The 11,911-nt window shown below is 73.0% G+C and carries 13 protein-coding genes; 6 read left to right on the top strand and 7 right to left on the bottom strand.

The window, feature by feature from the left end; genetic code table 11:
* Positions 1–886, bottom strand: an 886-nt coding sequence (locus VG276_23665; protein ID HEV8652304.1) for a recombinase family protein, incomplete at its 3' end; no start/stop codon positions are given.
* A 214-nt stretch (positions 887–1,100) separates the two neighbouring features.
* Between VG276_23665 and VG276_23660 the strand changes: the two genes are divergently transcribed.
* Genes VG276_23660 through VG276_23650 form a run of 3 tightly spaced genes read left to right on the top strand, consistent with a single transcriptional unit; the run spans position 1,101 to position 2,133 of the window.
* Entirely contained in the window at positions 1,101–1,292 is a 192-nt protein-coding gene (locus tag VG276_23660; GenBank protein ID HEV8652303.1) for a hypothetical protein, read from the top strand.
* A gap of 38 nt (positions 1,293–1,330) precedes the next feature.
* Positions 1,331–1,672: a TadE family type IV pilus minor pilin gene (locus VG276_23655; GenBank protein ID HEV8652302.1), complete on the top strand. Its 342-nt coding sequence runs from the start codon at positions 1,331–1,333 to the stop codon at positions 1,670–1,672.
* On the top strand, positions 1,669–2,133 hold the full coding sequence (locus VG276_23650; GenBank protein HEV8652301.1) for a pilus assembly protein TadG-related protein: 465 nt from the start codon (positions 1,669–1,671) through the stop codon (positions 2,131–2,133). Before VG276_23655 ends, VG276_23650 begins: the two co-directional genes overlap by 4 nt.
* A gap of 256 nt (positions 2,134–2,389) precedes the next feature.
* Here VG276_23650 and VG276_23645 read toward each other — a convergent pair whose 3' ends face one another.
* The 6 genes from VG276_23645 to VG276_23620 all read right to left on the bottom strand — a co-directional run bounded on the left by VG276_23645 (position 2,390) and on the right by VG276_23620 (position 7,876).
* Positions 2,390–3,037: a hypothetical protein gene (locus VG276_23645; GenBank protein ID HEV8652300.1), complete on the bottom strand. Its 648-nt coding sequence runs from the start codon at positions 3,035–3,037 to the stop codon at positions 2,390–2,392.
* 125 nt (positions 3,038–3,162) lie between these two features.
* Positions 3,163–3,648: a TIGR00725 family protein gene (locus VG276_23640; GenBank protein HEV8652299.1), complete on the bottom strand. Its 486-nt coding sequence runs from the start codon at positions 3,646–3,648 to the stop codon at positions 3,163–3,165.
* A 165-nt stretch (positions 3,649–3,813) separates the two neighbouring features.
* Positions 3,814–6,213, bottom strand: a complete 2,400-nt coding sequence (locus VG276_23635) for a DEAD/DEAH box helicase (GenBank protein HEV8652298.1) — start codon at positions 6,211–6,213, stop codon at positions 3,814–3,816.
* 40 nt (positions 6,214–6,253) lie between these two features.
* Complete coding sequence (locus VG276_23630; protein HEV8652297.1) at positions 6,254–6,412, bottom strand: hypothetical protein; 159 nt, start codon at positions 6,410–6,412, stop codon at positions 6,254–6,256.
* Positions 6,413–6,443: 31 nt separating this feature from the next.
* On the bottom strand, positions 6,444–7,358 hold the full coding sequence (locus VG276_23625) for an LCP family protein (GenBank protein HEV8652296.1): 915 nt from the start codon (positions 7,356–7,358) through the stop codon (positions 6,444–6,446).
* Entirely contained in the window at positions 7,355–7,876 is a 522-nt protein-coding gene (locus tag VG276_23620; GenBank protein ID HEV8652295.1) for a hypothetical protein, read from the bottom strand. The genes VG276_23625 and VG276_23620 overlap by 4 nt, the downstream gene beginning before the upstream one ends.
* A gap of 378 nt (positions 7,877–8,254) precedes the next feature.
* Between VG276_23620 and VG276_23615 the strand changes: the two genes are divergently transcribed.
* The 3 genes from VG276_23615 (at position 8,255) to VG276_23605 (ending at position 11,672) form a co-directional block, all read left to right on the top strand.
* The gene (locus tag VG276_23615; GenBank protein ID HEV8652294.1) at positions 8,255–8,599 is read left to right on the top strand and encodes an STAS domain-containing protein; all 345 of its coding nucleotides are present in this window, start codon (positions 8,255–8,257) and stop codon (positions 8,597–8,599) included.
* An 8-nt stretch (positions 8,600–8,607) separates the two neighbouring features.
* The gene (locus VG276_23610; protein HEV8652293.1) at positions 8,608–9,057 is read left to right on the top strand and encodes an ATP-binding protein; all 450 of its coding nucleotides are present in this window, start codon (positions 8,608–8,610) and stop codon (positions 9,055–9,057) included.
* Positions 9,058–9,332: 275 nt separating this feature from the next.
* A complete protein-coding gene (locus VG276_23605; protein ID HEV8652292.1) occupies positions 9,333–11,672 on the top strand; it encodes a sodium-translocating pyrophosphatase in 2,340 nt (779 codons plus the stop codon).
* Positions 11,673–11,911: the final 239 nt, after the last annotated feature.

The following is an 11,911-nucleotide window of genomic DNA, read 5'->3' as shown; positions in this document are numbered from 1 at the left end:
TCGCCCGGCCGCATCCTTCCCGGCCGCAGATCGTGATGCCGCTGAGCAGGTAGGTCCGTGGCCGCCCCTGCCGCTTGCGGTCGTCGCGCCCGAACAGCTCGAGCAGCCGCTTGCGGGTCGTCTCGTCCAGGATCGCCGGCCAGACGGCCGGGCCGAGCACCTCGCCGCGATGCTCACGCAGGCCCGCCGACCGCGGCGCGAGCAGTGCCCGGCGCAGGCTCGTTGTGCTCCACACCTTCCCGGTCGGCGTGACGATCTCCCGGGCGTGCCAGTCCCGGAGCACCGCGTACAGGCCCTCACCGGCCAGCACGCGCTCGGCCGCCTCACGAAGCAGCGCCGCCTCAACCTCGTCGAGGGTCATCCGGTCTGGCTCGAAGCCGAACGGGCGCACGCCGCCGCCCTTCGGCTTGCCGGCCCGGGCCAGCTCATCCCATTTGAGCCGAAGCCGCTCGGCCCGGTGCTCTGACTCGTAGCGGGCGATCGAGCCGAGCATCCGGAAGTGCAGCCGGCCCGATGGCGTCGCCAGGTCATGCTCGCCGGTCACGGTGGCGAGCTGGATGCCGTACCGCTCGGCCAGCGCGATCAGCGCCTCGTTCTCGGTCGGCTGCCGGGTGAGCCGATCGGCATGCCACGCGACGATGACCTTGATCCGCCCGGCCTTGGCGTCCGCCAGGAGCTGCTCGTAGCCCGGCCGGCGCTTACCCGAGTAGGCGCTGAGGTCGTTGTCCTCGTAGACCGGCTCGGCCACCGTCCAGCCCTGGCGCCGGGCCAGCTCGCGGCACGGCGGCACCTGGCGCTCGACACCGAGGCGCTCCGGTGTGCCATCCGCTTGGCGGACGTAGGAGATCCGCGCGTAGACCCCGGCTGCGAGCTGCTGCTTCGGCATCGTGGCAGCACCATAGCAGCTTGCTGGATAGCCTGACAATCGTCCTGCTGACCGTCGTGCCGACCGTGGCCGGAGCGGTCCGCGCCCTGGCGCCGTAGCGCAGGCATGCCTGCCCTGGCGCCACCCCCCCTTCCTCAGGGGTTCCTCAAGGCTTGGGGGTTCCTCAAGGCTTGGGGTTCCTCAAGCGATCTCACGATCTCAAAGGAGTGATCTCGTGCTGTCCGTCGCAGCCTGTTCCGCCGGTGCCGAACCTGAGGCCGGCAGCCAGACAACCGAGTACGCCCTGGTCATGATCCTCGCCGCGACGATTGCGGCGCTGGCGCTGGCGTGGGCCCGAAACGGTGCCGTCGCGGGCCTGCTCGACGCGGTCGTGCGGCAGGTCCGCGGCATGCTGGGCGTGGGCTGACGATGGGGTCGTCGCGCAGCCAGCGGGGGGTGGCGACGGTGGAGCTGGCAGCGGCCATTCCGCTGCTGGTCGCGGTGACGCTGGTCATGGTCGCGCTGGTCGGCATGGCGCTGGCCCAGGTCGTGGCCCAGGGAGCCGCCCGGGAGGGCGCGCGCGAGGCCGCCCTGGGCGGCGGTCACGCCAGGGCGGTCGCGGCCGCGCGGGCGGCGGTTCCCGCTGGCCGGCGTGCCGGGGTCAGGGTCGCAGCCACCCCGGGCCGGGTGCGGGTGGAGGTCACGCTGCCGGTGGTCCTGCTGCCTGGGGTGCCGGTGGTCACGGTGCGGGCGGCGGCGGTCGCGGCCGTCGAACCGGGCCCGGCGCCGGCCCCCGCTGGACCGTGAGCAGTCGGGCATCGGTGGGTGGTCGACTGCGGTCGGCACCCGCGGCGGGTGAGCGCGAGAGCGGTTCGGTGACGGTCGTGGCGCTGGCGCTTGGGGTGGTGGTGGTGCTGGCCGGGCTTGCCGCGTTCGATGTCGGGGTGCTGGTCGCGGCGCGGGCGCGGGTGCAGACCGCTGCCGACCTGGCGGCGCTGGCGGCGCTGACGGCGACCGGGGAGCCAGCCGTGGCCAGCACCGTGGGGGTCGCGCGGGCCAACGGGGCTGCGCTTGTAGGGTGTGCCTGCTCGGCGGCGGAGGCGGTCGTGACCGTGCGCGGGCGGGTGGTGCTGCCACCCACCGGGCTCCCGGTCGTGCTGCACGCCCGAGCCAGAGCGGTACTGCCCACCTCGGGTGCGGACGGGAGCGGATCGACACCACGCTCAGCAGCGCCCACCCGCAGCATGGGCTCGATTGCTCCGGCATGACGGTGAACAACACAACGAGCATGGCAAGGGCCGGACAAACGACGAGCGGGACCCGGACCGGGTCCCGCTCGTTCTGCCCCATGGACGTCGCCGGGTGGGAGCGGGACGGCCAGGGCACACGGCGCCGCTGCGGGTAGGGCGCCGCTGGTGGCGCCCGGGGTGGGGCCGAGCGCCACGACGCAACCAGTATGAGCCCCGCGAGCACTCCCGCTAAACGTCTCGCAACCAACTTAACCAACTATTCACACGCGTCACCTCATGTGGTCCCACCGGGCCTTCGCGTCGGCCGGGGCGTCCCTTCCGGACCGGCCCATCTTGGATTCGCCGGATCGTCACGGCCCGGGTCGAGCTGGCGGGTCGGGCGGTCGCGGCGCGCTGCGGCCGACCCGGTCTCCTGGGCGTCCTCCGGCCCGTGCCAGTACTGCGACCGGTCGGGGATAACCGCTGTGGTGGTGTCGGCGGGTGGCCTCGGCCGGTCCGGGGCCGGTGCCTGCCTGGCTCGGTGGAGCAGTCGGGCCAGCTCTTCGTCCTTGTAGGCGAGGAGCTGGTCGCGGTGGGCGAGCGCGGCGTCCCGGTCAGCCACGGCCTGGTCCCACCGGGCGAGGTCGTTGTGGAGTCTCGCGTTGTCGCGCTCCAGCTCGGCGACGCGGTCCTCCATGTCCTGCCTGGCCGTTCGCAGCTCCTTGCGTCGTGTGCGACGGCGCCGGGTCGAGCTGCCCGCGAGGAGCAGCAGGAGCGCGAGCAGGAAGCCGAGCCCGGCGAAGATGGCCAGGAGCTGCCCCTGGCTGAACCGGCCGGTCGTCTGCTGGAGGATGGTGAGGGTGCCAGGGTCGGTGCTCTCGTAGACGGCGTCGCCGATCGCGGCGCCGACGCCGATGGCGAGCAGCAGGAAGATCACAGCCATGGAGGTCGCCTCTCATGCGCAAGGTCGGGTGGGCCGTGCCCGCTCGGCCCGGAGGTGCCCGCCACCACTGTCCGCGAAACGGCGGAGTGCGACCCGGTGCGGGGTCCCGGGTGCGGGGTCCCGGGTCAGCCACTGGCGTGGGCCTCTGCCGACGCGATGGCCAGGCGCGCCGCCTGATCGGGCTGCTCGGCGACTGGGAAGGCGTCGACCGGCCGTCCGGCCAGCGCGAGCGACCAGGTTCGCAGCCCCACCACGGGGACGCCGGTGCGCAGGGCGAGGGCGATCTCCGACAGCGTGCCGTATCCGCCGCCGATGGCGACCAGGGTGTCGCTGGCCCTGACGAGCAGGACGTTGCGTCCCTCACCGAGGCCAGTGGGCAGCGCGACGCTCAGGTGCGGGTTGCCGTCGTGCCGGTTCCCCCCGGGCAGCAGGCCCACCGTGGTCCCGCCCACCGCGGCCGCCCCCCGGCAGACGGCCGCCATCACCCCGGTGCCGCCGCCGCAGACCACGATCGTGCCGGCTTCGGCCAGGCGGCGCCCGAGTGTCTCGGCCAGGTCGGCGAGCTCGGGCTCGGGTTGCGACGCTCCCGCTACGCCGATGTACAGGGTCATGTGCTGAAGGCTCCTCCTCTGTGTGGCCTCACCAGTCGGCTCGTGTCCTGATCGTGCTGGTGGTCGGGGGTTGTGCCAGTGGTGGGGTTGTGCCGGTGGTCGGGGATCGTGCCGGTGGTCGGGGGTTGTGCCAGTGGTCGGGGGTTGTGCCAGTGGTCGGGCAGGTCATCGCCCGGTCCCCGGCCGGGACAGCTCGGCAGCCGGGCCGGCGGTGTCGTGGGCCGCCGGGGCGTCCAGGTCAGCCAAGAGCTCGTGGAGCAGACGGACCGCGCCCGCCTTGTCGAGCGGGTGGTTGCCATTGCCGCACTTGGGGGACTGCACGCACGACGGGCAGCCGGTCTCGCAGGGGCAGTCGCGTACGGTGTCGCGGGTCGCGCGGAGGTGCCTGGCGGCAAGCAGGTGCCCGCGCTCGGCGATGCCGGCACCGCCCGGGTAGCCGTCGTAGACGAAGATGGTGGCCATGCCGGTGTCGGGGTGCCAGGCGGTCGACACGCCGCCGATGTCCCAGCGGTCGCACATCGCGAACAGGGGAAGCAGGCCGATCTGGGCGTGCTCGGCGGCGTGGGCGGCGCCCGGCACGGTGGCCGGGGCGAGGTCGGCCGCGGCCAGCAGCTCGGGGGTCAAGGTGTACCAGTAGGCGACCGTCGGCAGCAGGCTTGGGGGCAGGTCGAGCTCCTCGTAGCCAAGGATCTCGCCGGAGCCGACCCGCCGCAGTTCGTACCCGATCACCTGGTCGGAGACGGCGACCCGGCCGAGCCAGAGGGCCGAGCGGGGCAAGTCGACCCGGCGGGCCGGCTGGACGACCTCGATGCCGACGTCGCGGCGGGCCTGCGTGTACTCGTCACCGGCGGCGGGCTCGACCAGGGCGGCGCCGGTGACGAGGTCGAGCTCGGCGACCCGGTAGGGCTCTCCCTGGTGAAGGTAGACGGCGCCCCGGTGCACCGTCGAGGTGGCCCTGGCCCGGTCGACGGTGCCGATCACCTGCCCGGAGTCGGCGAGCACGATGGTGACCGGGGGGCCGCCGACGTTGCGCAGGTCGATGTCGGCAGCCGGGGTGCGGCCGGATGCCGTGTGTAGGCCGCCTGAGCGCTGGCGCAGGGTGCCTTCGGTCTCCAGGTCCGCCGCGACGTCGCGGGCGGCCGGGCCGAACAGGGTGAGGTCCTCCTCGGTGAGGGGGGCCTCGTAGGCGGCGCACTCGAGGTGGGGGGCGAGGACGTAGGGGTTGGCGGGGTCCACGAGGGCCGACTCGTGAGGGCGGCCGAACAGGTCGGCGGGGTGGTGGAGCAGGTAGGCGTCGAGCGGGTCGTCCGACCCGACCAGGACGGCCAGGGACGGGCCGCCCTGCCGTCCGGCCCGCCCTGCCTGCTGCCACATGGACGCGACTGTGCCCGGGAACCCGTCCAGGACGACCGCGTCGAGGCCGCCGATGTCCATGCCGAGCTCCAGCGCATTGGTGGCCGCGACCGCGAGGAGCTCGCCGCTGGCGAGGCCGCGCTCGAGCTCGCGGCGCTCCTCCGCGAGGTAGCCGGCCCGGTAGGCGCGGACGCGGCGGGCGAGGGCGCGCGGCTCACCCGAGGCGCGCGCGGCCCGCTCGCCTTCGGCGCGCGCGGCCCGGTCGACGTTGGCGACCCGGCGTCTGGTGTAGGTGGCGACGAGCTCGGCGGCCCGGCGGGAGCGGGTGAAGCACAGGCTGCGGATGCCGGCCTCCACGCCGGCCGAGAGCCAGGCGGCCGCCTCGACGTTGGGGCTGCGCCGGATACCGGTGGTCTCGTCGAGCAGCGGCGGCTCCCACAGGGCGAAGGCGACCGGCCCGCGGGGCGAGCCGTCGGCGGTCACCGGTTCGACCGGCAGGCCGACGAGCCGCTCGGCCAGCTCGGCCGGGTTGCCGAGGGTGGCCGAGGCGAGCAGGAAGACCGGCCGGGCGCCGTACCGGTTGGCCAGCCGGCGCAGACGGCGGAGCACGGCCGCGACATGCGAGCCGAACACCCCCCGGAAGGTGTGGGCCTCGTCCACGACCACGTAGGCAAGCCGGCCGAGGAACGCGCCCCATCGCTCGTGGGCGGGGAGCACGGCCCGGTGGAGCATGTCGGGGTTGGTGAGCACGAGGTTGGCGTTCCGCCTGACCAGGGGGCGCTCCTCGGCGGGGGTGTCGCCGTCGTAGGAGGCGGCCCGGACGCCGGTGAGCGCGAACGAGCGGATGGCGCGGAGCTGGTCGTGGGCGAGCGCCTTGGTGGGCGACAGGTAGAGGGCGGTGCGGCGACCGCCGCCGAGCAGGGCCTCGAAGACCGGGAGCTGGTAGCAGAGGCTCTTGCCCGATGCGGTGCCGGTGGCCACGACGGCGTGGGTGCCCGAACGGGCGAGGGCGACCGCCTCGGCCTGGTGGCTCCAGAGCGCCGCCACCCCCCGTGCCCGGAGCCGGCCGAGGAGCAGCTCGGGCAGGTCGTCGGGGAGCGCGACCAGGCGGGCGGGTCGGGCCGGCAGCTGCTCCAGGTGCACGAGCTGGCCGCGGTAGTCGGGGTCGCCGGTGAGGTGCTCGACCAGGACGGCGGGGTCGGTGGCGGACACCCGGTCATGGTAGTCGCGGCACCCACCCGGCGGCTGGGCCTCACCCCTCGGGTGGGAGCCCGGCTGGCCTGCCTCGGGTGCCGCTCCCGCCTGGCCCGGCCACGAGCGCTTCCCGGGCTGGCCCGGCCACCAGCGTCTCCCGGGCTGGCCCGGCCACGAGCGTCTCCCGGGCTGGCCCGGCCACCAGCGCTTCGTCCACAACATGCTGGCCGGCGTGGGCGGGGTGCGGCTCAGGCGAGGCTACCGGCCCGGACGCGGGCGAACAGGGAGTAGGCGCCGGGGAGGAGGCGGACGATCGAGGCCCTGCCGGCGGTGCCGGTGGTGTTGGGGACGACGACGTTGTGGAGCCGGCTGGGCGCGACGGTGCGGGCGAACAGCGCCAGGTTGAGCTGCTCCCTGATCGGCAGGTCGGTCTGCACCTCGTCGTTCATGATCGCGAGCCACTTCATGACCCGGGCCGGGTCCTTGGCGACCTGGGCCTGGTAGGTGGCGAGGCCGCCGATCAGGATCTGGCCCTGGTGGCGGGAGCGGGCGATGTCGCCGCCGGGCACGGTCTTGCGGGCGCGGGCGTAGGCGAGCGCGCGCGCTCCGGAGAGCCGCTGCGGTCCCTTGTTCATGAACGCACCGGCGACGTGGTCGCGGATGTTCATGTCGACGTTGACCCGCACGCCGCCGACCCTGTTGACCAGGTCGGTGAGGCCGTCGAAGGAGGTGAGCGCGAAGTAGTCGATGTGGATGCCGGTGAGCCGCTCGAAGGTGCGGACCAGCAGCGCGGGGCCGCCGAACGACATGGCCGCGTTGACCTTGTTGGTGCCGTGCCCCGGGATGGGCACGTAGCTGTCGCGCGGGAAGCCCATGACGATGCCCTGGCGCTTGACGGGGTCCAGCACGACCAGGTGGAGAGAGTCGGCCCGGCCGTGCGCGGCGGCGCCGCCGCGGCCGAACTTCGGCGCTCCCGAGTCGGAGCCGACCACCAGGAAGGTGATCCGCCGCTTGAAGCTCGGGGCGGCGGCGCCCTTGTGGGCGCGCTGGACGGTGACTGCCGGGGCGGCGTCGCTCCTGTTCAGGAGGAGGGTGGTGACGCCGACCGTGCCGGCCACCCCGACGAGGGCCAGGGTCACAAGGACGGCGATGGGGCGTCTCATGCGGAAGCTCCCGTCTGGCTCTGGTACGACACGATCCGCCAGCCCTGAGCGGTCCGCAGAAGCTGGAACACCGAGCGCAGTCGGACCGGGCCGGTGCCCTGCTCGACGTCGGCGGAGCCGTCGAAGGCGAGCTTGACGGTGGCGCCGACCGGCCGGCCGCCCTGGTACAGGAACATCACGGCGGCCCTGGCCCGGCCGGGCCGGACGGTCTTGACCTGGGCGGCGGCGGTCCCGAGGGAGAGCGACTCGAGGTCGCGCCTGGCCGCCCGCTGCACCGGGGTGTCGAACATGGCGAGCAGGTCGCGCCAGCCGGCCCGTGGCTGCCCAGGGTCCAGGAACGCGGCGGTGACGTAACGGCGGATGAACCGCTCCATGTCGGGGGTGGCCCGCTGGGCGGCGGTCTTGGGGTTGAAGCCCCGCTCCGGCCCCTGCGCTGCGGACTTCAACTCGAGCTGCAGCGGCCCGGCCTTGGGTGGCCCGGACGTGGCCGGCTGGCCGGTCCCGCTGGATGTGGTCACGCCGTCCTTGCTCGAGGTGCACGCGGCGAGCAGCAGGGCGGCTGCGAGCGCGGCGGTGGCACGGGTGAACCTTGACAGGGCTCCGCTCCTTGGCTGCGATCTGGTCCTGGAGGGCGAGACCTCAGCGATCTCAGGCCGGATCTCGGGTCGGAAGGCGCGTCGTAGGCTATCGAGGCCGGTTGCAACGGGCAACTCGCCCGGGTGCGCTCCCCCCCGGGTGTGCTCCCCCCCGGGTGCGCTCCCCCCCCGGGTGCGCTCGCCCCGGGCGCGCTTGCCGCTGGTCCCCAGCGCGCCTAAGGTGACGCTTTCTTGCCCGCACGGGGAGCCGACGTTAGCCTCTCGGCTGCGTTTGCAATGGTGATCGAGACTGGAGATGGCATGGACCTCGACCTGAACGTACGGAAGGAAGGGGACCACGCAGTCCTCGGGGTTGGGGGCGAGATCGACGTCTACACCGCCCCCAAGCTACGGGAGAAGCTCATCGAGCTGGTCAGCGACGGCGAATACCATCTGGTCGTCGACCTCGAGAAGGTGGACTTCCTGGATTCGACCGGCCTGGGCGTGCTGGTCGGAGGCCTGAAGCGGGTCCGCAACCACGACGGCTCCCTGCAGCTGGTGTGCACCCAGGAGAAGATCCTCAAGATCTTCCGCATCACCGGCCTGACCAAGGTGTTCCCGATCCACTCGTCGGTCGCCGAGGCGATCTCGGACTCGGCCGAGTAGCACCGCCCGTGGCCTCGAGCGAGCCTGCCTCGGCAGTCGTCCACCTCGCGTTCCCGCCCGAGCCGGCGCTGCTGGGCACCGTCCGCCTCGTGGTCGGGATCGTGGCCCGCAAGGCCGGCGTGGACGAGGAGGGAGTCGAGGACCTGAAGGTGGCCGTGTCCGAGACCTGCGCGGTGGCCGTGGGCGACCTGACCTGGGCCGGGCTCTCCACCCCGATCGAGCTCGACCTGGTCGAAGAGCCCGGCCGGCTCGGTGTGGAGGTGCGCGACCGGGCGCCGGCCGGCGAGCACGCGTCCAGCATGCCCGAGGACGGTGAGGTGGACGACCGCCAGTTCGGCCTCGCGCTGGTCGGGGCCCTGGTGGACGGGCTGCACAGCACCACGCTGGAAGGCGGCGGCCACAGCACGAGGTTCTGGCTGCGCCGAGGCCGCGAGGAGCTGCCGCCTCCACGCGCCTGAGGTTGAAGGGCTGTCCCGGATTGCTTCGATGGTCAGGATCGTCCGCCGGTCGCAGGCCCGGTCGGGCCCTCCGAAAGGTTGCCCGGCTCGGAGGTCGATGGCAGTATTCCCCCAATTCTCGCGGGTCTGGGACATGGCGAGCGTGCGCCCCGGCGAGGGGTGGGCGGTGCCGTTGCCAGCCCGCGCTTCACGCTTTCCCGCTCCCACCAGCCGAACGCTCCCGGTTCGTGTGGATCGAGACCACGTCCCAACGGCGGGGCGTCTGAGGAGGTCTGATGGGCCAGGTACGGCTGCTCGCCCAAGAGGGCAGCGTCGGAGGAATCGAGTTCGGCAGGTTCGAGAACACCACCCTGCTGGTGGTCATGCTGGTCTCGGTCCTCGCCATCGCCGTGGCGTTCGTGCTGGTCAGGCAGGTGCTCGCCGCGGACCAGGGCACCGAGCGGATGCGCGAGATCGCCGCGGCGATCCAGGAGGGCAGCCGTGCCTACCTGAACCGGCAGTTCCGCACCCTGGCCGTGTTCGTCGCGCTGCTGTTCTTCCTGCTGCTGCTGATCGAGGCCCCGTCGAACTCGGTGCGCATCGGCCGGTCGGTCGCCTTCCTGGTCGGGGCCGTCTTCTCGGCCGTGGCCGGCCGGACCGGGATGAGCCTGGCCGTGCGGGCCAACGTCCGGGTGGCGGCGGCGGCTGAGCGCGGCGGGCTGCTCAAGGCCATGCCGATCGCGTTCCGGGCCGGCGGGGTGGCCGGCATGTTCGTCGTCGGTCTGGGGCTGCTCGGGGCCACCGCCGTGGTCCTGCTCTACAAGGGCGAGGCCGCCAACGTGCTGTTCGGCTTCGGCTTCGGCGCGGCCCTGCTGGCGATGTTCATGCGCGTCGGCGGGGGGATCTTCACCAAGGCGGCCGACGTGGGCGCCGACCTGGTCGGCAAGGTGGAGCGGTCGATCCCCGAGGACGACCCGCGCAACGCGGCAACGATTGCCGACAACGTGGGCGACAACGTGGGCGACTGCGCCGGGATGGCCGCCGACCTCTTCGAGTCCTTCGAGGTCACCCTGGTCGCCGCGATCGTGCTCGGCACCGCCGCCTTCCCCGACCGGCCCATCGTCGGGCTCCTCTTCCCCCTCATGGTGCAGGCCATCGGGATCGTGGCCTCGATCGTCGGGATCTGGATGGTGCGCCCCCGCTCCGAGAGCGAGGGCGGCATGACGACGATCAACCGGGGGTTCTTCGGGGCCGCGGTGGTCTCGGCCGTGCTGGTCGGCGTGGTGTCGATCGCCTACGTGGAGGACTGGCGACCGCTTGCGGCCGTGGTCCTCGGGCTGGTCCTGGCCAGCGTGATCCAGCTGATGACCTCCTACTACACGGCGACTGAGTACAAGCCGGTGCGGGAGATCGCCCAGGCTTCGGAGACCGGGCCGGCCACCACGATCCTGTCGGGGTTCGCCATCGGGCTCGAGTCGACCGTGTACGCGGTGCTCGCCATCGTCGCGGCGATCATGGGCTGCGTGCTGATCGGGTCGGGCCAGGGTCTCGACTTCCAGCTCTACATGATCTCCCTGGCCGGCATGGGCATGCTCACCACCGTCGGCGTCATCGTCTCCATGGACACCTTCGGGCCGATCAGCGACAACGCGCAGGGCATCGCCGAGATGTCGGGAAGCGTCGGCGAGGCCGGTAACGAGGTCCTCACCAAGCTCGACGCGGTGGGCAACACCACCAAGGCGATCACCAAGGGCATGGCGATCGCGACCGCCGTGCTGGCCGCCACCAGCCTGTTCGGCGCCTTCCGGCGCGCCCTGCTCGCCGCCGGGGTGCCCCCGGACCTCGTCGACATCCGGATCGACCATCCCGGAGTGCTGGTCGGCCTGCTGATCGGCGGCTCGGTCCCGTTCATGTTCTCCGCCCAGGCGATCCGGGCCGTGGGCCGGGCCGCCGGCCGGGTCGTGTTCGAGGTGCGCAAGCAGTTCCGCGAGCACCCGGGGATCATGGACTACACCGAGCGGCCCAACTACGCAGCCGTGGTGGACATCTGCACCAGGGACTCGCTGCGCGAGCTGCTCACCCCCGGCCTGCTCGCGGTGGTGACGCCGATCACGGTCGGCTTCCTGTTCCAGGCCGAGGCCCTCGGGGCCTACCTGGCGGGGGCGATCCTCACCGGCCAGCTCCTGGCCGTGATGCTGTCCAACGCCGGCGGGGCCTGGGACAACGCCAAGAAGTACGTGGAGGACGGCCACCACGGGGGCAAGAACTCCGAGCCCCACAAGGCGACCGTCATCGGCGACACCGTCGGCGACCCGTTCAAGGACACCGCCGGGCCCGCGCTGAACCCGCTCATCAAGGTGATGAACCTGGTCGCGGTGCTGATCGTCCCGACCGTGGTGGCGCTCGGGGACGACACGGCCGTGCGGGTGCTGATCGCGGTGGCGGGCACGGCGGTCCTCGGCTGGGCCCTGTGGCGCTCCAGCCGGGCCGGCGGTGCCGAGCTGATCGCCACCCAGGCCGAGAAGATGCCGCCCGCGCCCAGCCCGGCCGCGCCCGGACGCAACCACCAGGTCTCGGGCGCCGGTGCGGCGGGTGCGCCCGCGTCCCAGCCGGCCAACGTCGACGAGGTCCGCTGACCCCGTGCCTGACGGCCTGGGTGCGCCGTTGCGGGCGCCGGCTGGGTACGCCGTTGCGGGCGTGGGTAGGATGGTGGTGGAGCGTCGGCCTGTGGATGCCCGGCTGACAACGGGCGGGAATAGCGCGATGCTGTTTCGGCCTTGACAGTTCAGGCGAGCGGTCTGAACACTACGCCGTCTCCCCTGAAACGGTCCGGTTCCGTCGAACGGAACCGACCGGCTCCCAAGGCAGGTACCCG

It is taken from the genome of Actinomycetes bacterium, assembly GCA_036000965.1.
GTDB lineage: Bacteria > Actinomycetota > CALGFH01 > CALGFH01 > CALGFH01 > DASYUT01.
The sequence above is the reverse complement of the archived record's forward strand: the minus strand, read 5'-3'. Positions and strand labels throughout refer to the sequence as shown.